The 17,901-nt window shown below is 29.2% G+C and carries 26 protein-coding genes and 2 pseudogenes; 23 read left to right on the top strand and 5 right to left on the bottom strand.

Annotated elements, in window-relative coordinates; all coding sequences use genetic code 11:
• Window positions 1-127 precede the first annotated feature (127 nt).
• The 13 genes from ACM6UH_RS05295 to ACM6UH_RS05355 all read left to right on the top strand — a co-directional run bounded on the left by ACM6UH_RS05295 (window position 128) and on the right by ACM6UH_RS05355 (window position 7,716).
• Window positions 128-931 (top strand): bifunctional DNA primase/polymerase, encoded by an 804-nt coding sequence (locus ACM6UH_RS05295; RefSeq protein ID WP_433912010.1) that lies wholly within the window; start codon window positions 128-130, stop codon window positions 929-931.
• Complete coding sequence (locus ACM6UH_RS05300; protein WP_064783239.1) at window positions 918-1,202, top strand: hypothetical protein; 285 nt, start codon at window positions 918-920, stop codon at window positions 1,200-1,202. Before ACM6UH_RS05295 ends, ACM6UH_RS05300 begins: the two co-directional genes overlap by 14 nt.
• Window positions 1,199-1,612 (top strand): hypothetical protein, encoded by a 414-nt coding sequence (locus ACM6UH_RS05305; RefSeq protein ID WP_145461619.1) that lies wholly within the window; start codon window positions 1,199-1,201, stop codon window positions 1,610-1,612. The genes ACM6UH_RS05300 and ACM6UH_RS05305 overlap by 4 nt, the downstream gene beginning before the upstream one ends.
• A 91-nt stretch (window positions 1,613-1,703) precedes the next feature.
• Window positions 1,704-1,904 (top strand): hypothetical protein, encoded by a 201-nt coding sequence (locus tag ACM6UH_RS05310; protein WP_240925441.1) that lies wholly within the window; start codon window positions 1,704-1,706, stop codon window positions 1,902-1,904.
• A 109-nt stretch (window positions 1,905-2,013) separates the two neighbouring features.
• Complete coding sequence (locus ACM6UH_RS05315; protein ID WP_433912011.1) at window positions 2,014-2,535, top strand: hypothetical protein; 522 nt, start codon at window positions 2,014-2,016, stop codon at window positions 2,533-2,535.
• Between the two features lie 11 nt (window positions 2,536-2,546).
• On the top strand, window positions 2,547-3,020 hold the full coding sequence (locus ACM6UH_RS05320) for a hypothetical protein (RefSeq protein WP_145461622.1): 474 nt from the start codon (window positions 2,547-2,549) through the stop codon (window positions 3,018-3,020).
• A 1,141-nt stretch (window positions 3,021-4,161) separates the two neighbouring features.
• A complete protein-coding gene (locus ACM6UH_RS05325; protein WP_048787048.1) occupies window positions 4,162-4,635 on the top strand; it encodes a phage terminase small subunit P27 family in 474 nt (157 codons plus the stop codon).
• 40 nt (window positions 4,636-4,675) lie between these two features.
• Complete coding sequence (locus tag ACM6UH_RS05330) at window positions 4,676-5,212, top strand: hypothetical protein (RefSeq protein WP_048787049.1); 537 nt, start codon at window positions 4,676-4,678, stop codon at window positions 5,210-5,212.
• Window positions 5,209-5,535, top strand: coding sequence for a hypothetical protein (locus ACM6UH_RS05335; RefSeq protein ID WP_172439363.1), 327 nt, complete (start codon window positions 5,209-5,211; stop codon window positions 5,533-5,535). Before ACM6UH_RS05330 ends, ACM6UH_RS05335 begins: the two co-directional genes overlap by 4 nt.
• Window positions 5,532-5,867 carry a hypothetical protein gene (locus ACM6UH_RS05340; protein ID WP_048787050.1) on the top strand — a complete coding sequence of 112 codons (336 nt, stop codon included), beginning with the start codon at window positions 5,532-5,534 and terminating at the stop codon, window positions 5,865-5,867. The genes ACM6UH_RS05335 and ACM6UH_RS05340 overlap by 4 nt, the downstream gene beginning before the upstream one ends.
• 167 nt (window positions 5,868-6,034) lie before the next feature.
• Window positions 6,035-7,003: an Abi family protein gene (locus ACM6UH_RS05345; protein WP_048787051.1), complete on the top strand. Its 969-nt coding sequence runs from the start codon at window positions 6,035-6,037 to the stop codon at window positions 7,001-7,003.
• A gap of 101 nt (window positions 7,004-7,104) precedes the next feature.
• Entirely contained in the window at window positions 7,105-7,296 is a 192-nt protein-coding gene (locus tag ACM6UH_RS05350; protein WP_048787475.1) for a hypothetical protein, read from the top strand.
• Window positions 7,297-7,305: 9 nt separating this feature from the next.
• Window positions 7,306-7,716, top strand: a complete 411-nt coding sequence (locus tag ACM6UH_RS05355; RefSeq protein WP_048787476.1) for a YolD-like family protein — start codon at window positions 7,306-7,308, stop codon at window positions 7,714-7,716.
• 28 nt (window positions 7,717-7,744) lie between these two features.
• Here the strand turns inward: ACM6UH_RS05355 and ACM6UH_RS05360 are convergent, their stop codons facing one another.
• The 3 genes from ACM6UH_RS05360 to ACM6UH_RS05370 form a co-directional block, all read right to left on the bottom strand.
• Complete coding sequence (locus tag ACM6UH_RS05360; RefSeq protein ID WP_002455578.1) at window positions 7,745-8,233, bottom strand: AAA family ATPase; 489 nt, start codon at window positions 8,231-8,233, stop codon at window positions 7,745-7,747.
• A 182-nt stretch (window positions 8,234-8,415) separates the two neighbouring features.
• Complete coding sequence (locus tag ACM6UH_RS05365; protein ID WP_048787477.1) at window positions 8,416-8,919, bottom strand: hypothetical protein; 504 nt, start codon at window positions 8,917-8,919, stop codon at window positions 8,416-8,418.
• The gene (locus ACM6UH_RS05370) at window positions 8,912-9,433 is read right to left on the bottom strand and encodes a hypothetical protein (protein WP_037554460.1); all 522 of its coding nucleotides are present in this window, start codon (window positions 9,431-9,433) and stop codon (window positions 8,912-8,914) included. Before ACM6UH_RS05370 ends, ACM6UH_RS05365 begins: the two co-directional genes overlap by 8 nt.
• 351 nt (window positions 9,434-9,784) lie before the next feature.
• Between ACM6UH_RS05370 and ACM6UH_RS05375 the strand changes: the two genes are divergently transcribed.
• The 4 genes from ACM6UH_RS05375 to ACM6UH_RS05390 all read left to right on the top strand — a co-directional run bounded on the left by ACM6UH_RS05375 (window position 9,785) and on the right by ACM6UH_RS05390 (window position 12,414).
• Window positions 9,785-10,105 (top strand): hypothetical protein, encoded by a 321-nt coding sequence (locus ACM6UH_RS05375; RefSeq protein ID WP_048787478.1) that lies wholly within the window; start codon window positions 9,785-9,787, stop codon window positions 10,103-10,105.
• A gap of 343 nt (window positions 10,106-10,448) precedes the next feature.
• Window positions 10,449-10,964: a hypothetical protein gene (locus ACM6UH_RS05380; protein ID WP_048787479.1), complete on the top strand. Its 516-nt coding sequence runs from the start codon at window positions 10,449-10,451 to the stop codon at window positions 10,962-10,964.
• 574 nt (window positions 10,965-11,538) lie between these two features.
• On the top strand, window positions 11,539-11,745 hold the full coding sequence (locus ACM6UH_RS05385; RefSeq protein ID WP_011302733.1) for a hypothetical protein: 207 nt from the start codon (window positions 11,539-11,541) through the stop codon (window positions 11,743-11,745).
• 195 nt (window positions 11,746-11,940) lie between these two features.
• Entirely contained in the window at window positions 11,941-12,414 is a 474-nt protein-coding gene (locus ACM6UH_RS05390) for a MarR family winged helix-turn-helix transcriptional regulator (protein WP_047503244.1), read from the top strand.
• Window positions 12,415-12,442: 28 nt separating this feature from the next.
• Here the strand turns inward: ACM6UH_RS05390 and ACM6UH_RS05395 are convergent, their stop codons facing one another.
• The gene (locus tag ACM6UH_RS05395) at window positions 12,443-12,931 is read right to left on the bottom strand and encodes a GNAT family N-acetyltransferase (RefSeq protein WP_047503242.1); all 489 of its coding nucleotides are present in this window, start codon (window positions 12,929-12,931) and stop codon (window positions 12,443-12,445) included.
• A 298-nt stretch (window positions 12,932-13,229) separates the two neighbouring features.
• On the opposite strand from ACM6UH_RS05395, the gene ACM6UH_RS05400 reads away from it, so the two are divergent.
• Window positions 13,230-13,697, top strand: a complete 468-nt coding sequence (locus tag ACM6UH_RS05400) for a bacillithiol transferase BstA (RefSeq protein ID WP_002482793.1) — start codon at window positions 13,230-13,232, stop codon at window positions 13,695-13,697.
• A 47-nt stretch (window positions 13,698-13,744) separates the two neighbouring features.
• On the opposite strand, the pseudogene ACM6UH_RS05405 reads toward ACM6UH_RS05400, so the two are convergent.
• Window positions 13,745-15,035, bottom strand: a pseudogene (locus tag ACM6UH_RS05405) (aminotransferase class I/II-fold pyridoxal phosphate-dependent enzyme).
• A 203-nt stretch (window positions 15,036-15,238) separates the two neighbouring features.
• On the opposite strand from ACM6UH_RS05405, the gene ACM6UH_RS05410 reads away from it, so the two are divergent.
• The 5 genes and pseudogenes from ACM6UH_RS05410 to pmtB all read left to right on the top strand — a co-directional run bounded on the left by ACM6UH_RS05410 (window position 15,239) and on the right by pmtB (window position 17,893).
• Window positions 15,239-15,334, top strand: a complete 96-nt coding sequence (locus tag ACM6UH_RS05410; protein ID WP_100217374.1) for a Trp-rich small protein — start codon at window positions 15,239-15,241, stop codon at window positions 15,332-15,334.
• A gap of 222 nt (window positions 15,335-15,556) precedes the next feature.
• Window positions 15,557-15,745: an SE1626 family protein gene (locus ACM6UH_RS05415; RefSeq protein ID WP_002482795.1), complete on the top strand. Its 189-nt coding sequence runs from the start codon at window positions 15,557-15,559 to the stop codon at window positions 15,743-15,745.
• Window positions 15,746-15,951: 206 nt separating this feature from the next.
• Complete coding sequence (pmtR, locus tag ACM6UH_RS05420; RefSeq protein ID WP_011302738.1) at window positions 15,952-16,332, top strand: PSM export ABC transporter transcriptional regulator PmtR; 381 nt, start codon at window positions 15,952-15,954, stop codon at window positions 16,330-16,332.
• Window positions 16,329-17,215 (top strand): annotated as a pseudogene (gene pmtA / locus ACM6UH_RS05425) (phenol-soluble modulin export ABC transporter ATP-binding protein PmtA). The gene pmtR and the pseudogene pmtA overlap by 4 nt, the downstream one beginning before the upstream one ends.
• A gap of 15 nt (window positions 17,216-17,230) precedes the next feature.
• A complete protein-coding gene (gene pmtB / locus ACM6UH_RS05430) occupies window positions 17,231-17,893 on the top strand; it encodes a phenol-soluble modulin export ABC transporter permease subunit PmtB (RefSeq protein ID WP_011302741.1) in 663 nt (220 codons plus the stop codon).
• The last annotated feature ends 8 nt before the right edge of the window (window positions 17,894-17,901 follow it).

Raw genomic sequence — 17,901 nt, forward strand, 5'->3', positions numbered from 1 at the left:
AAAATGTTGTAATAACAGTCACTAACTCTTATAACCCTATATTCCTATAGCGTTTTTTATAAATATAAATATGTATTACTAGTAGGGGAAAAATAAGCGTTATAAGGGTTAGTAAAGGAGGTATTCAATGACAGGTTATCATGTAGCAAAATATTTATTAAAAAAGAATATTCAAGTTATACCTTTAAATCAGTATAAGAAACCTAGTGTTTCATTTGCTGATATAGATGTTACCGACGATTTCATTGAATATCATTCAAGTTTGTATCATCAAACGCATGTATTAGGTGTGCTTACACGTGGTCTATGGTGTATCGATATTGATGTAGATCACGCTAAAGGTAAAAACGGATTCGAGAGTTTAAAGATGATTCCTTACAATGATGAGATTGTAGCAAATGCTCAAAATACTTTGGTACAAACTACACCTAGTGGTGGCAAGCACATAGTATTCAAAAAACGTGTCGGTATTGAATACGGTCAAAAAATAGATTATTTACCATCAGTAGATATAAAGGCACATAATAATAACTATTTTGTGTTAGCAAACAGTCGAACACATAAAGGTAATTACAAACACAATGGTATAAATGTATCTGAATATAATGGAGGATTTGAAAACCGTATATTTTCTAAACGTGGTAATTATACACAACAAGTATTAGAACCGTATTCTATGAAACGAGTGTTATCAGACTATAATTTTGACCATTTAGGTGCTGGTAAAGGTGGATTAGGTAAGCAAGCCTATCAACGTATTGTAAATGGTGAAAGTGAATATAGAAATGATGATTTATATAAAGCAGCAAGCTATGCGAAGCAATGTAACATCGACATTGAACCGTTGCGTATATTAATTGGGGATAATAAAAACGGCGATATATTCGATGAGAGAAGTTGGGAGGCGACTGTAAGAAGTGCAGGCTACTAATATTGAAATAAATTATGATGAACAAGCAAATAAGGCAGGTTTAATAGTTGGGATATCAGAAGAAATGTATTTCTGTTCAATTAGTAAGGTGTCGCAAGTATATGTTGAGTATATTGATAATAATTGGGTGGCATGGCGTGAAAGCTATGTACCCAATAGTAATAGGCGCACCAGTTATAAAATGATTGCTCATGGTGGCTTTGAATTAGTAATGGCACGTACTAAGAATTATTTAGGATATATCAAAAAGAATAGAGGGGGAAGAAAATGAGATACTTATACAACAGTGGCAATAGATATGGAACAGTAGTAACTAAAAATAATGTAAATCGTGTGATTACAGAATATCCACGTGAAGTATTTTACTTTACCGATGAAGAATTGCAGCAGTATATGAGTGATAATAATTTAGGATTTAATGCAATTGATTTTAATGATATGACAATGGAGCAACTTGAAACAGTATTGATGTGGTGTAAACAGTTAGAGCCGATGAAATCAGTAAACGAAAATTGTTCTAGTTATAACTTAAAGCATATGTTTGAACGTGAGTCTTATGGCTTTTATATATCAAATGGGAACATGAAAGAAGTCATGGCACTTGCTGGATTTAAGCCTAAGAGTGCAGACGATCTCAATTGGTTTTATACGATAAGTGAGCGTAGTATTAAACAACTTTAAAAGTAAGATGTTCAATTGAAATTGTATAGCTACAAATCATTAACAGATATTAAGGATTGTTTATATCTATATTATTAAAGGAGATATGCACATGTGGTATAGAGATGTGGTTAATCAAATTGTTGCCAGATTACCGACCGATATAAGTAATGTATCAGAAAGTTATTTAGATTGTGTCATCAAGCGATATGTAACTAGGCGTGAAGATATTGAAGAAGTGAAACAATGTATCAACGAATTGAAAATAAATAAACAGATTAAAACATACAAAGATTTTATAACTAAAAAATAAGGGAGTTTTTTAAATGGCTAAAGTAAATGAAAAATCAATCGAAGTATTCAATTAGGTAATTGAACCAAAGGTAGAAAATAAAAAACATGTGGCGCTGGAAAAGATTAAAGTGACTGACAAGCTTAAAGAGTTCGATTATAAAATGTCTCACTATCGTGCTGAAAACGATTATACAATGATTGCTTCACTTAAAAAGGAACAAGGCAAACTAGAAGATGAAATTGTAGCATTACATGAACAAAGTGAAGATGAGAATCACAAATTGTTAGATGAAGATATTAAATCATTTAACGATGCATATGATAAGGAAGTAAACGAATTACGTAATACGAATGATAAATTGATTCAAGAGTTCAATGAAAAATTAAATGGTGCATATGAAGTATATGAAAAGATTGCAGCTAATAAGGTAGAAGCTATTCGCAGAGCATCAAGACGTAATTATATGAACACAGCAATCAGTAATCCAGACCAATGGAGATTAAGTTTACAACGTAATACAAATTTAGTTGATGATCCATTTAGAACTAATACAAACCCTAGAATAATAGCTAATAAATTTGAACAGAAGTTATTTAATATTAATGGTCATGCAGATTCAGAATTTAACAACGGAAATAAAAAATGGTAGGGGGAATTTAAATGAGTTACACAGTTTTAAGTCCATTAGAACAAGATTACGCATTAGGGTTTGATGAAAAGAAAAATACTATTATTTTAAAACCACTATATTCAAATACGAAAGTTGGAATAGCTACGTCCGATGGTGTGGCTAGTTCTGATATTAATTATAAAAAAGGTTCTCTAACTAGGAGAGTATTTAAAAACTTTAAAGATACTGATGGTATCAATATTGTGATAAACAACAATGAGAACTCATTCGTTGCTAATAGTAAAGATAAGGGCGTTCTTACTGTTATTAATGAAGAATATATTGGCTTTGGTATTCAGGTAGATAAGGTTGAAGATAAAGGCGAAGGATTACAAGAATTAGTAGATATAGCCAAGAATAAAAAATCGGTATCAGTACAAAGCTATGCAAGTAAAATAGGGATGGATAATACAACGATAGGGAACATTGATAAGATAGAATTAATATCTATTAATACAAAATAAATAACTTATAAAATAGTATTGTTATAATATGATTTATGTAGTATAATGTAAGTAGGTAGAAATCTACCATTGAATGCTTTATAAATCATTCAGTTAATTCTTCTGGTAACAATTTATTAATAGCTTGTTCTTGTAAATTGCACGTTTCCTTATACGCCATCATCACTTGTCCTGCTCTTGTACTTGTGGTGGTGGCTGTTTTAATATCAAGGTTTATTGTAAAGGAAATATCATTGGTTGATTCTAGTATTAAGCAATCACATCTAACATGTGATTAGATCATGATTAACATATTGATAATGAACATTGATTCAGAAGAGAATAATAATAAGTTGTTGTGATGTTAAGTTAAGAAGTATTTAAGATAGATAATGATTGAAGTTGTATTGAACATTAACAAAGATATTAGTTCAATGATGATAAAGATAAAGTTGTTACATCAACAATGATATTAAGATAAGTAAATGATTAGATCATAATGAATTCATTTGTATTATCAATAGAAGATTGATGAACGAAATAACTTTGATGAACAAACTTAAAAGATAAATGATTATAAAATGTTTTTGTTCTTTCGTTTGAAATTAAATATATAATAAATTATTAAAATAAAAATAAATAAACATTAAATATGAACATGAATACAATAAGTATCTTCATACTTATTCATAGGTTAAAGGCTTAATAGTGATAATAGGTTAATAGCAAATAGATTACTAATACAATGGTTATAAATTATCCAATTATAATGATGTGTTTAGAGGTTAAAAGAATCATATAATGTGGTTATTTGTAGATCTAAATAGAATCATAATAAATAGCAAGTTACATGATGAATAAGATGATAAAGCACTTGAAAATCATACTTCATACAAGGCATTTAGAGACTGTTTCAGAGCATGTAAGAACAGTGTGATAAAGGCGTTATAAATAATAAATGCACGTCATTTTAGTGCTGCTATTACCAACTGAACAGCATCAATTTAAAAAAGGGAGGCATCTATTAGCCCCCACTTGTTTTGAAGTTGTTTGTTATCGGTCGACAGGTAATCTCGCTAGAATGTTGAAAATGAAAGTTGAAAATGTGTAAAGAAAAGTAGCTTTACATAGTGAGAAAATCATTTAGAAAAGGGGAAATTGAATGGCTCAAAGAAAATTATTGTCACAGCAAAAGAGTAGATTAACTACAGAAGCACAGGAAACAAAGCAAGCTACAGAAGAAGCATTGAAACAACTTACTAAATTACAACCAGATCCACCTGAATGGTTAGATGATACAGCCACAAAGGAATGGCACAGGATATTCCCGTTACTAGAAGAATTACCAATAGCTAGTTTAGATTTAGCACTTGTATCAGCATATTGCACAGCGTATTCGGACTATATCAATGCAACTATACGAATGAAAAATGAAAGTGCAATTATAGAAACGGAACGTGGCACGAAACTTAATCAGAATCACGCTATTAAAAGAGATTCACTATCACAATTAAATAGTATTGCGCCTAAGTTGGGACTTACTGTGGAATCAAGATTGAAAATATTAGATCCTTCAAAAGAAAAAGTGACTGGAAAATCAGTTTTTGACATATTCGGTATGGATGATGACGATTAAAAATAAATTTGTTTCATTATAAGTGTCTAGGAGGGCTACTATGATATTAAAACGTTGTAAATCAGTTTTGTGGTATAAAGAAGAAATGAAAATTACTGAATATGAGTTGCTAACTAATTACAATCCACAATTCATTAATAGTAAGATTCGAGCAATACAGGAACAAATCAATGCAATGTATCATCTTAATACATCCCATACAGTGTGTGATGAAATCGCTGGTGTTATTACAGTTTCATATCCATTAGATAAATTAGTTATATGGATAACTGATCAAAAAGATGAATTGAATCGTTTTAAAATTAATAGTACCAAGAAACTCAATTTATTGAAGAAACTTATCAGTAACTATACACCTAAGGAACAAAAAGAAGTGATGAGATATTTCAAATCTAATGGGAGTAACAAGCCTTATAAGACAATTGATAAGTTACAGGAAGATTTATATAAGATACATCACAATAAACGTATAGAACGCAATGAACAGCGTGAAAATGAGAATGAAGTTATATATCAAAACTTTGTAGTAAAAGTGAAAGAAAGCTTAAATAATGAGCGTGAGGAGTTGGTTGTGTGATTAGAGGATTAGATAAAGTAGATTATCCAATATTAGAAAAATACATGCGTAATTATCATAGTATGGTTGATACTTATAAGAATAAGGCTAATGATATGGACGAATTAAAGTATATGAACTTAGAATCCATTGTAAAAGGCATTACTCAAGTTTATAACGATAGTGATGTAAAAGTGCAGCAGATTATTAAGCTTACATGGTGGGATGATAAGATATACACAGATGAAGTTGTAGCTAATGTGATAGGTGTAAGTGAATTAACACTAAGACATGCGAGAGAAATTATATTAAAACGTGTTGCAAAGGCAGTAGATTATGTATGAGGTATGATAAAGCAACAGTAAAAGAGTTTATATTGAACTATCACAAGACAATAAATAATAGTGATGCATATAATGAAGATATTGATATAGATGAGTTCTTTAATGTGAATGATCAAGCAGAAACTCACGATATAGATAATAATGTTGAAGAAAGTATATTTTATAACGAATTAGAAGCTGTTATAGAAAGGGTAGCGACTGAAAAAGAACACAATTTATTTTTGTTGATATGTAATGGTGTGAGTTTTGAAAAGGCTGGAAATATATTTGGTGTTAAAGAAGCAAGAGCTAAGCAAATGTTGAATAGATTGTTGGATAAGTTGGAACAATAAATTAAAGGGTAGGCACTTATGTGCTTGCCCTGTTTTTGTGTTTTTAAATCGTATAAAATCAATTTTTGTAGTTGCATTTAATAGGGGGATTGGTGTATTATATATACAAATGATCTAGCCATAACTCTATTCGGGTTATGGCTACTTTTTTAGGAGCATTGAATAAAATGAAACCTTTTAAAACACATAATCAACAGTTGAAAATATTACGAGATAGAGGGTTAGAGGTCCCTAGTGAGAAAAAAAGAGATTTAGAAAATGAAAACTACTATAATATAATAAATGGATATAAGGATTTATTTTTATGTATAGATAGTCGTGGGCTGCCTGAAGTCCCAGAAAAATTTATCGAAGGAACGCATTTTGATGAGGTTTTTTCTTTGTATAAATTAGACAGAAAATTAAGAAATAACTTATTAGAGTACTTATTGGTTTTTGAAACGCAGATTAAGTCTCGCATTGCTTACTATTTTAGTGAAAAATATCAAGAGTCCCATTCGTATTTATATTTCAAAAACTATTCAGATAATCCTAAAAAAACTGACAGTATTGTTAGGACAGTTGCAAGTTTAAGTAACATAATGAGTAACAGAAAAAACGAACCACTTAAACATTATATAAACACTCATAATGGAGTACCTTTGTGGGTTTTAGTAAATTATTTATCTTTAGGTACCATATCACATATGTATTCTAACTTGGACGATGACTTAAGATTAAAAATAGCTTTGGATTTTAAAACTAAATTTAGAAGAGAATATAAAATTGCTTTGCAAATTGAGCCAAATGATATTGACAGTATATTACAACAAGCTCACCTATTTAGAAATGTGTGTGCTCATGAAGAAAGGTTATATGATTTTACAGTAAAAAAACCAAGATCTAGAAATAATATTTTCAGTAACTATAATAAAGCGTTTAATAAAAATTATACTCAGAATATGAATAAAAGCTCTATATTTGATTTGATTATTAGTCTATCACATTGTTTAAATAAAAGAGACTACACAAATATGATTAATAAATTGAACAAAACTTTTAAATATTATGATAAAAATTTAAAAACTATTACATTGCAAGAGATGTACAAAAAAATGAAATTTCCTGAAAATGTATATTTACAAGACTTACTTTAACACTCACCAACTGGTGGGTGTTTTTTTATGTTTATTTACATGTAATATACATCTTTACATATGCGAACAAGTGTTCTATTATATTCATGAGGTGATTATAAATGGAACCAAATTTAGATTGGAATAAAGATTTCCAAGAATTCCAGGATATTTTGAATTCAGGAATACATCCCGAATGGTTATATAACGCAAAAGCAAATATGATACTCAACCCTGCATATACAGGACAAGGCAAACAATTCTTCTTTACAAAAGATATTATAAAAGCTAGTAAAACGATTCCATTTTTTTGAGGTGATTATATGAAACCAATCAATCCAGATGTACCAGATGAATACAAATACGAAACTGATTACCGTAATATACCTAGAGAGTATCTTAATCCACGTATACCAAAAGGGCGTGGAATTGTTAAGTGGCAAGCCTTTAAGACGCTGCCTGAGCAATACGAGCAACTAGAACAATACATACAAGACCAAAATAAAATTGAAAAACCGATATTAGACGACGATCAGTTGAATGAATTAAATAACACATTAATTTTCAAAATGTACAACGACCCATCTATTGAATTGCGTTACTTCGAAAATGGATATATTAAAACGAAAGTAGGTTACATTCATAAAGTAGATGTGTATACTAAAACACTGCACATGTATGAAGATACTGGAATTAGTATATTGAATTTAAAAGATATTGTGGAGATAAAATAAGCCCACCTAAATGAAAAGATGGGGTTAACTATTTGATTTCTATAATATTTAAACCTTCTGAAAATTCAGGGGGTTCGAAGAAACTAGAAACATATTCGAAAGTTTCTTTAGTATCGAATTGTTCTCTTTCTGGTTCTTCACTACGTCTTATATTAATTTGTTTCAAACATTTATCATCACTTATATTGAGAAAAATTAATTGATGATTTGCATTAATTTCTGAAGCTACACTTAATAGCCATTTTCTTTGAGTTTTAGTGTTACCTGGAAAATCTAATACTACATTACTACCGACTTTTAAAATTCGCTGGATGTGCTCTTTCAATAATGGTTTTATTAACTTTGAGTAACTTAAGTAATCATCAAAATCATTTATTTGATTTGGATATAATTTTTCTAACCATTCATCTTCAGACAATAAAACTGCATTTTCAGTTTGTGCTATCTCTTTAGATCTAGTTGATTTTCCTGCTCCCATTTTTCCTGAGAAAAAATATAAAGTTCCTAAATTATTCAAATTTATGTACCTCCGATTTTTTTGAAAAGTGTGTAAACGAATTCTTCTTGTGTTGATATTAATTATATGAAAAATTATATTAACAAACAACCCCCCACTCATTTATATGAATAGGTGGGTTGTTTTGTATGTCAATTAAGATGAAAAATAATAAGGGTAGGTGTACTACCCTTATTATTAATTTATAGCCATCCGAGACTTTTAGCAATTGTGAAACCTAAACCAACTATACCAATAGTCCAACCTATAATTGTGTTTCTATTTTGCTTTGCTTCTTTGTCTAATTCTTTATTGTTTTTTAGTAAAATATTTTCAACTTCAGAATTAGTAGGTAACTTACTAATAGAATTTTGCATTTCACTGCGTAAATAATTAGAATTAGTATTCATTTCTGTACGTAAACTATTCATATTATTGTTCATATCAGTTCTGATGCTATTCATGTTGTTATTCATATCAGTTCTCATAGCACGCATTTCATCTTTGAATTCTTTTATTCCATTATTAAATTCATCTCTAGTTACATAGTTGTTCATATCGCCACCTCCGGATTCATCGTTTTTATTTAATTCCATTATATCATCTTTTTGATTTTTAGTATCATTCATAAAATTGACTGGAATATCACCATTTGGATATATTCTGTTTAATAAAGTTTTGTGAGGTACAGGCTCTAAATTACTCATTATTAATCTCCTTGTGATGATAAATAGGTATTTTAGTACTTAAAATTTCGTTCTGTTGTGGCCAAGTCATCCAATTCATAAAAGTATCTTTGTCAATTTCTTCTTTACCAATTTCTTCAGGCAAGACTAATACTTTTAATTGTTGATAAATATTAGTGAAATCGTAACTTCTATTATTAGGTTCAAATTTATATAACGTGAATTGGATTGTTTCATAAGGTTTTTTCATGGTTTCGGCATTTAAATTTAATGTCCAAAAATTACGTAAATCAAAACCGATACCTCCAACCTTATCGTATAATAGAATTATTAAATATAATTCATTATCTGTATTATAAGGATTATCAATTTTGTCTAAACCACTCAAAGTGAATTTAATACCTAATTCTGCGTGTTCATATAACAATGAAAAGTCTAGCAATGGATCATGTTCAGGTTTGCCTGTTTGACCTATGTAAAACTGTAAATTACTTAGTGTAGGTTTTATTTCTAAATTACTATTTCCAACACCCATTCTACATACCCCCTTATTTAATTTTTTTATATTCAAACACACGCAATGCCTCAAACTGAAATTATTAAAATTCGTGCAACTTATTAATGGATATTGTAAAAAAGATAATGATTTAATTGTACTATATCTAAAAAATAATGGTGATAACAAAAAGTTATGATTAATATAAAAATTTAAGAATTTGTTTATATTTAATGATAATATGGACATAATTATAGAACGTCAAACGAACAACTATACGTTAATTTATTTCTCGATGCAGCACAGGGCGAATGTCAGAATAGATAAATCTCTTAATTATGGTTAGAATATTTAAAGTATATAAAATATTTCCAAAAAGGAAGATGTGAAATGATTGAATATGAATGGTTGCATCTAAAAAGTGAAAATAGATCTAATAGTAAAATTTTGAATGTTTTGCATCCCGATTTTAAAGAATTTGGAAAGTCGGGAAAAGTTTTTTATAAAACTGATATAAAGCAAGCACAACTAGATGAAGATGACTATAGGATTAGTAATTTTGAAGAATACATATTGTCTGAAGATTGTATATTATGTACATATACTATGGTTAATACAACAAATAATATTATAACTAATCGAAGTTCTATTTGGAAATACTATAAAAATGATTGGAAGTTATTGTTTCATCAAGGTACAGAAATACAATAGCTGTAAGTTATATTTATCATTCAACGTAGTACAGAGTGTAAAATTTTGGTTTTGTAGTTGTATAATTATTTGATCACAATAAGTAGGTTTAGATAATCTATAGCACGATGTCTATGTGACTAGGTAAGTTATATTAAAAACTCACTACAACTTACAAGATTTGAATCAGTTCGTTTATTAAAAGTGAAACCGTGTTTTTAATAAACGAAGGAGAAGACTCAATTTTAGTTTCGTTAAACTTTATAAATAAATTAAGTGTTTAAGTAATACAATTTTCTTGTTATTTTAAAAAATTTATATGAGAATGGTAATATATTACATCATATTAAAAAGGGGAGAAATAATGGACAAAGGACAATTAGAAGATAATTTAGCAACCGAACTTGGTTACTTGGAACGACTTGTAAATGATAATGAAAATACTATATTAGGTGATTTGAAAATGGGTAGAAATATAGAAGAATCCCTTAGTTGGTTTTTAGTTAATTTCTTTGCTCAATTTTCAGAAGAAAATTTTATTTTAAGCAAATACACAATATTAGATGCCTTTGATTATGTTAATAGTAGTAAAGTTTTATTATTAAACGGAGAAAAAGGATTGATATTTAATAAGGAAGAAAAGTCTGTTGAAATTATAAATGTAAAGGTGGACAAAGTTAAGTTCAACTATGCAAATTTTGCAGTTTATGATGAAATGGAGAAAAAGACTGTTTCTTACCCGAAAATTGAGGAATTGACTTTCGAAATAAATGAATGTAATAATCTTTTTACAATTTCTGAAAAAGCTATAGTTTCTTCAAACCAGAATGAAGACTTCCAAAAACTAATTGAAATGTTATGTATAAACAAATGGTCTTGATAAAATTTTTATATTACTTATTATGTGCTACTTTAATAAATTTATTTTAAGGAATCGGAATAGATTAATTACAGATATCAATAAAAACCAAAAATAGGTATCTCACACATACGATACGTGGTCATAATTTGGTCATAACAGAATGAAAAAACTAAAAATAATGGCATATGTAAAATTATAAAACATTGATTTAACAGTCTTTTGTTAACGTATTTATAGTAGTTTGTATATGTACAGAATGCCAGGTATGATGTAAAATAGCATTCAAACACTGATTTGAAGGCATTTAAAAGTCATAAATAACATCATATTGACATAAAAATTTAAAATAATTCATTAGAGACGTTTTCCATTAGGGCACTCAACCCTTTGGAAAGCGTCTTTTTAGTTTCCTAATTGTTATTTGAAACGGACGTTGATTATTTTCGGTTAATCCTTGTGATATAATTGTCCATGTATTTCAATAATACTAAATCAATATCAATTAAAATGATGTCGTGCATGTGTCTGTGTTGCATTGAAAAGTAATTAGTTAGATAATTATATATATAATGATTACATAGGGTGAATATAGATGAATGAAATTTTTGTTTTTATAATAGAAACGAATGATGGGAATGTATTTCGCGAGTATGTAGAAAATGTTTTAGAAATCGATGAAAGATTAGCTTTGGAACGATTTGAAAAAGCAATTAGAAAACATCGTTATTTTTATTTAAAAGATAGTGGCAGATATATAAATGTTAGTCATATAATATCAATAAAAGTAGAAATAATGTAAAACTCATCCATTTTTAACTAACCTTTGTATGTTTATTGATAACTATCATTTAACTTTAAAAATTTAATGTATTATTTTATTTATGCTTTCCATAAGTTTTACACTTTTGGGAAGCGTTTTTAGTTTGAATAATGATTTATAATGTGATTGTTTCATATGTTAAAATAAACCCAAATGATTATTAGGAGCGACGTAATGACTAGAAAAACAACTTTTTTAAAAGCGATTGACCAACTTTATGAAACTGCACACTTATTAAATCAATATGAAAATATACCGAGAAAATATGGTACAGATGATGAATTGTATATGGTCGAAGCACATATGATTAATCTGATTGGTGTCAATAAGGTAATGAATATATCTGAAATTGCTAAACAAATGAATAGAACTAAAAGCGCGGCTTCACAAAAAATAACAAGGCTTGTTCAAAAAGGCTTAGTTGTTAAAAATAAAAGTACACATAGTTCTAGAGAAGTCAGTATCGAATTAACTGATAAAGGCGAAAAAGTATTTCAATATCATCAGGCATTAGATAGTAACGTTTATAACACTTATTTAGAAAAACTAGAAACATATGATACTAAAGATTTTGAAAACATTGAGCATTTTTTAAACATGATAAGTGAAAACTTAAATTATTTAATAAATGATACACGAACTCATTAACCTATATATTAAAAGATAGACACTACAATTAATCCAAATTTTTAACCAAATTAAACCATTGTATGCCGCCATGTTTAGATTCAGAAACGCCATAATTTAAATAGCTATATTGTTCGTAAAAAGAAATCAAAGAAGCTTTGCAAGTTAATGTTATACCTTGACGTTCATGTTCTATTGCAAGATGTTCTAAATGATCCAATAATTTTCCTGCAAGACCTTGGTTTCTATAACTTTCACCTACAACCAGCCCTAAAATAGCGATATAGCCGCCATGGGGAGGGTTCTTTGTAGTTTCATCAAATAAATCATCAGTGATAAAAGCTTGATTAATAACAGGACCATTGACATAGCCAGCGATTTCGCCATCATATTCTGCTACGATAAATGTATCTTTGATAACATTAATTCTATTAATAAGTGCTTCTTTTGAAGCGGCTTCTTCAGATGAAAAACCCTTATTCTCAATTTGTAAAATAGTATTCAAGTCACGCATAGCCACAGTTCTGAAATGATACATTAATGATTCCTCACTTTATTTTTGAATTTTTGAAATTAAAAATAGTTTAGCACCTTAACTATTTTCCGTCAAATATTAAAAATATGTATAGAAATTTGGTTATATAACAAATATTAAGTGTCAATGAGTCGTATCGTTCATATTAAGAAAATAAAATTTCAATATATAAGATAAGGGATTACATTTGTTATATGAATAATCTTTTAACGATTTGGGTAAAGTAAGTAGGTATAATTAGTAACGGTTCTTATACAAGTGTGATAAGTTTCTAATATTTTATAAGAAAAGGAGATAAATTATGACAAAACCAACAGTGTATGAGGTTCTTGATTCAGGAGTGAATTATCTGTTATCAGGTTACGATAATTGGAGTAATGAACAGGTATTAGACGATAAAATTGACGCTTTTCCTAATACAATTCACTGGCAATATGGGCATGTGCTAACGATTTTTGAAAGTGTATTGTCATTATGTGAACAAAATGAAGTTGATATTGCTAAGTATACAAATTTATTTGGATATGGTTCTTCACCTGAAAAATGGGGAGATAGTGACGTACCTACAATTGATGAAATATTTAAACACATTAGAACATTACCTGAACGTGCTCGCAAACTTACAGATGAACAATTAGAACAAGAGCTTACTGAAACAATAGCTGGTTGTAGTACATTAAATGAATTATTAGTTCTCAATGCGATTCATATTCCGTTACACGCTGGAAAAATAGAAGAAATGTCGCGTGTACTTAAACAACAACAATAAAAAAATGGAGCGTGTCTGATGTGACATGCTCCATTTTTTTAACTATATTATTTTTGTAACTCAGCAATGGCTTTTGCAATAGAATCAAATACATGTGGAATATCATCTTTTTCAACACAACTAAATGCAATTCTAATATCAGTATCGTTAAGTGCGATGATACCGATAGAATAGTTATTGATAAGATGAAGTCGTAATTGTTCAGGATCTACATCATAAACTTTTAAAGCCATGAAATAACCAGAATTAAAGTCGTAAGCTTTCCAGTAGGATGCATATTGTGGGTCATAAACCACTGCTTTTGTAACTTCGTATCTCGCTTGTAGCGTATCAATATTTTCTTGAATCTCTTTGTCGAAAGTTTCAGGATGCTCTAATACATATTTCACTGCACTTTGTGAAGGCATAGGTCCGCTAGATATATTACTTCTGATTAGTCCTTTAACTTTTGCTTCTAGGACTTGTTTTGTTGTTTCATTGGATACACCAAAGCTCATAAAACCTACACGTAATCCCCAAGCGAAGAACTCTTTCGTTGCACCATCTAATCTGATAGGTAATAAATTATCTAAATGCAAGTTTGTTAGTGCAGTAAATAATGATTGTGTATAAACATCTTCATAGAATAAGCCGTAATAAGCATCATCTACTAAAGCAATTACATTGGTACCACGTTTAGCTAATGCTTGAATTGCTTCAACTATTGTTTTTACTTCATCTTTTGTAGGTGTATAGCCTGTTGGGTTATTTGGATAATTTAAAATTAACATCACTTTATCTTTTGTATAATTTTCTAAAGTTGCAATTAAGTTTTCTGTCGTAAAGTGTCCTGACTCATCAAAAATATCATAAGTTTCGATATCCGCACTATGTCTCGTACTATAAACTAATTTATAATTTCCCCAATTGTGCGTTGGTAATAAAATCGTATCGCCACTATCAATAAACATATCTGCAACGAGTGATAAACCATGTGTTAACGCATTTGTAAGTATTGGTTCTTGTCATATCAGTTGCATTTAATTCAGGATTTTCTTTTAGCATTTTCTGCTGCCATAAATCGCGTAGAGATTCTATACCTTGTGGTGGGGCATATGGAAAGATTTCATCTGGTTCTAAGTTTGTAAAAACGTCATTAAGCGTGTCAGCATACATCTTGCTATGCTTATATGTTGCCATACCAATTGTAGCATTATATTGAGTAGATTTTGCTTCAGCAGATTGAGATAAAATGCCTTTTGGATAATACATTAATTTTCCTAGGTCAGATAACATATCTGCAATTTCAGGGTTTGATTTAGATAATTGTTCATTTAAATCTAAAGCTAAAGGATTCATATGTGGGTCAACCTCTCTTTTACTTTTTCAATGATACCTTTATATTATCTTGAAATAGCTTAAAATTAAAGCTTAGTGGCTATATTAAATTAAAATTTAAAAAATCTATACATTTATACGAACACACGTTCTGTTTTGTGTTAGAATGTGGATAGGCCATCGAATTCCTACATGGTACTTTTTTCTGTGGGAGGTGTAATATGATCTCGTGGTGGCAAGAAATAATTACAACTTTATTAACAGGTAGCTTACTTGTTGTTTTTCGTGTTTGGTTAGAAAATAAATGGAATGACAAATAGGTGGCCTTACACAAAAAAACCCCAAGTCTGTTGGCCCAGACTTGGGGTTGTGTAATATAATCCGTGGATACATTTACAAGTTTATCATCCAGAACGAAATACTGCAATCAATTTATTTTACAGTTAACATAACTTATGATTAAAAAAATATAAGTTCTCAATTATAGGTTTTTAGTAATTATTGGTAAAATTTGATACAATAACATTGTTTGAGGTGAAGAGATGAAACATTTAACAAAGATATTTGTAATTATTGCAATCGTCTTGTTCATCGTTGGTTATTATTTACAGGCAACAGGACAAGAAGATTCTGGAATTAAATTACTTATTGCTGCAATTATGTTTATGATTTGTGCTTTTATTAATAGAAGCAATAATAGACGTAAGAAGAGAAATCAAAATCGAAAATAGAGTCAATAAAACTATAGTTAGTGTGGAGCTGAGTCGAATTTAGCAAAGCACTAGCTATATTTTTTTATATTTTAAAACGCAAAATGACTAATGACGAATTGCATTATCAAGTAAAATAATAAAGTGTATGTAATTATAAATTAACACTTTACAAACGTGTATATATTGTATATATTGCGTATATACAGTTGTAGGGGAGGACGTCCATGAAAATACTTTTAAAAAATAGTAGTGAACGACCTATTTATGAACAAATTAAGCAACAAATTAAAGAAAACATTTTAAAGGGCTATGTTGCACCAGGTGAGCATTTACCGTCTATGAGAGAATTAGCACATGATTTAAGTGTTAGCGTGATAACAACAAAGCGTGCATACGAAGATTTAGAAAAAGATGGCTTTGTTTATACTGTTAGAGGAAAAGGTACCTATGTTAAGGAACAAGATAATTCGATTTTAAAAGAAAAACAATTTATTGTTATTGAGTCATTAGCTAAATCAATGAGTAAAGAAGCTAAGACAATAGGCATGTCTTTATCTGAATTACAAGAAATCGTTGAGCTGATTTTTGAGGAGGACGAAGAATGAACGCGATAGAATTGAATGCTGTCAATTATCAGTATAAAGAATTCAAACTAAAGGACGTTTCTTTTCGAGTTCCTCAAGGATTTGTTACTGGATTTATTGGAGCTAATGGCGTTGGTAAAACGACAATCATTAGATTAATTATGGATCTTATAGAACCAGATGAAGGTGAAATTCGCTTATTTGATAAAAGAATGGATCGTCATGCAGTTGAAATAAAAAATAAAATTGGTTTTATTTATTCAGAATTATATTTAAATGATAAGTGGAATGTTAAAAAAATTGAGTCTTATATTGCGCCTTTTTATAGTGAGTGGGATTATGAACGCTTTGATTTTTTTCTTGAAAAATTTAATTTACCTGTAAACAAGAAGATTAAAAGTTTTTCAACAGGTATGAAAATGAAACTATCCATAGCAATAGCATTTAGTCATCATGCAGAGCTATTTATACTTGATGAACCAACCTCTGGTCTCGATCCAATTGTTAGAAATGAAGTGTTAGATGTCATTCAAGAAGAATTAATTGATGAAAAAAATCCGTTTTTATTTCTACACATATCATTTCAGATTTGAAGAAAATTGCTGATTATCTGGTTTATATCAAGGATGGAGAAATCATTTTGAACCAATTTTCAGATGATATTCTAAATCAATATCAAATTGTTAAAGGCGACCCAAATCAACTAGATAATGAATTGATTGATTTAACGCATTACATTGAATATAATCATACGGGTTTTACAGCACTTACGACACATGCTAATGTGTTTAAAGAACTATTTGGTAGTGATGTGGCAATAACGAATCCAACCATCGAAGAACTAATGGTTTACCTCGAAAAAGGGCAACGAAAACATAAACAGTATAGTGATGGAATTATATAGTGGGGAGGCCATTCGATGAAGAATTTACTAATTAGAAATATTAAACTACGTAAATGGACTATCGTTATTTATGCCGTATTATTATTAATATCTCCATTACAATTAATAATCGAAAATCATTCATTGCTTACAAGAATACTTTATTCTTTAGTTGCTATGATTTTACTATTTGTTTCTGTCCTTGATTCAGGACATGTATTTCGACTGAATAGTAAGTTAGGCCACTCAAATGCGTATGATTTTTTTGGTAGTTTGCCAGTATCCAAAAAGGATATGCTTAATGCAAACTATGTAACCTTAATTTTATTTACACTGATTGGGGCTGGAATATTATCACTTTCCCATATTCCTAATTCAAATTTTGCTGCTAGTGGCATTAGTATTGATGTTACTTTACCTTATTCATATATCGCAATTAATTTCTTTGCTATACCTATCGCATTTAAAAAATATTCCGAACAAAAATCTGAAAATATTTCTTATTTAATGTATTTGCTTGTGATGTTATTCATTATTCCAATTGTTGCAGTGCTTATAACATTAGCAGTATTACTCATATTCAAAATTAAGTTAACTGCACTTGATTATTTTGAGCCAGTTTTTAATTATGGCTTTTTAGGCTTAAGTATCATTTTTCTTATAGCTAATTATTTTATACAGTATAAAAAAGTAAATTAACTTTAAAA

The sequence above is a fragment of the Staphylococcus sp. LKG4-2 genome, assembly GCF_050955665.1.
Taxonomy (GTDB): Bacteria; Bacillota; Bacilli; order Staphylococcales; family Staphylococcaceae; genus Staphylococcus; species Staphylococcus saprophyticus.

Coding starts and splice junctions, on each gene's coding strand:
- ACM6UH_RS05310 (WP_240925441.1), top strand. CDS start 1,704: ATGTGGTATAGAGATGTGGTTAATCAAATTGTTGCCAGATTACCGACC.
- ACM6UH_RS05375 (WP_048787478.1), top strand. CDS start 9,785: ATGATTGAATATGAATGGTTGCATCTAAAAAGTGAAAATAGATCTAAT.
- ACM6UH_RS05395 (WP_047503242.1), bottom strand. CDS start 12,931: ATGTATCATTTCAGAACTGTGGCTATGCGTGACTTGAATACTATTTTA.
- ACM6UH_RS05295 (WP_433912010.1), top strand. CDS start 128: ATGACAGGTTATCATGTAGCAAAATATTTATTAAAAAAGAATATTCAA.
- ACM6UH_RS05330 (WP_048787049.1), top strand. CDS start 4,676: ATGATATTAAAACGTTGTAAATCAGTTTTGTGGTATAAAGAAGAAATG.
- ACM6UH_RS05320 (WP_145461622.1), top strand. CDS start 2,547: ATGAGTTACACAGTTTTAAGTCCATTAGAACAAGATTACGCATTAGGG.
- pmtR (WP_011302738.1), top strand. CDS start 15,952: ATGAAAATACTTTTAAAAAATAGTAGTGAACGACCTATTTATGAACAA.
- ACM6UH_RS05325 (WP_048787048.1), top strand. CDS start 4,162: ATGGCTCAAAGAAAATTATTGTCACAGCAAAAGAGTAGATTAACTACA.
- ACM6UH_RS05370 (WP_037554460.1), bottom strand. CDS start 9,433: ATGGGTGTTGGAAATAGTAATTTAGAAATAAAACCTACACTAAGTAAT.
- pmtB (WP_011302741.1), top strand. CDS start 17,231: ATGAAGAATTTACTAATTAGAAATATTAAACTACGTAAATGGACTATC.
- ACM6UH_RS05415 (WP_002482795.1), top strand. CDS start 15,557: ATGAAACATTTAACAAAGATATTTGTAATTATTGCAATCGTCTTGTTC.
- ACM6UH_RS05385 (WP_011302733.1), top strand. CDS start 11,539: ATGAATGAAATTTTTGTTTTTATAATAGAAACGAATGATGGGAATGTA.
- ACM6UH_RS05350 (WP_048787475.1), top strand. CDS start 7,105: ATGGAACCAAATTTAGATTGGAATAAAGATTTCCAAGAATTCCAGGAT.
- ACM6UH_RS05355 (WP_048787476.1), top strand. CDS start 7,306: ATGAAACCAATCAATCCAGATGTACCAGATGAATACAAATACGAAACT.
- ACM6UH_RS05340 (WP_048787050.1), top strand. CDS start 5,532: ATGAGGTATGATAAAGCAACAGTAAAAGAGTTTATATTGAACTATCAC.
- ACM6UH_RS05365 (WP_048787477.1), bottom strand. CDS start 8,919: ATGAGTAATTTAGAGCCTGTACCTCACAAAACTTTATTAAACAGAATA.
- ACM6UH_RS05400 (WP_002482793.1), top strand. CDS start 13,230: ATGACAAAACCAACAGTGTATGAGGTTCTTGATTCAGGAGTGAATTAT.
- ACM6UH_RS05345 (WP_048787051.1), top strand. CDS start 6,035: ATGAAACCTTTTAAAACACATAATCAACAGTTGAAAATATTACGAGAT.
- ACM6UH_RS05305 (WP_145461619.1), top strand. CDS start 1,199: ATGAGATACTTATACAACAGTGGCAATAGATATGGAACAGTAGTAACT.
- ACM6UH_RS05390 (WP_047503244.1), top strand. CDS start 11,941: ATGACTAGAAAAACAACTTTTTTAAAAGCGATTGACCAACTTTATGAA.
- ACM6UH_RS05380 (WP_048787479.1), top strand. CDS start 10,449: ATGGACAAAGGACAATTAGAAGATAATTTAGCAACCGAACTTGGTTAC.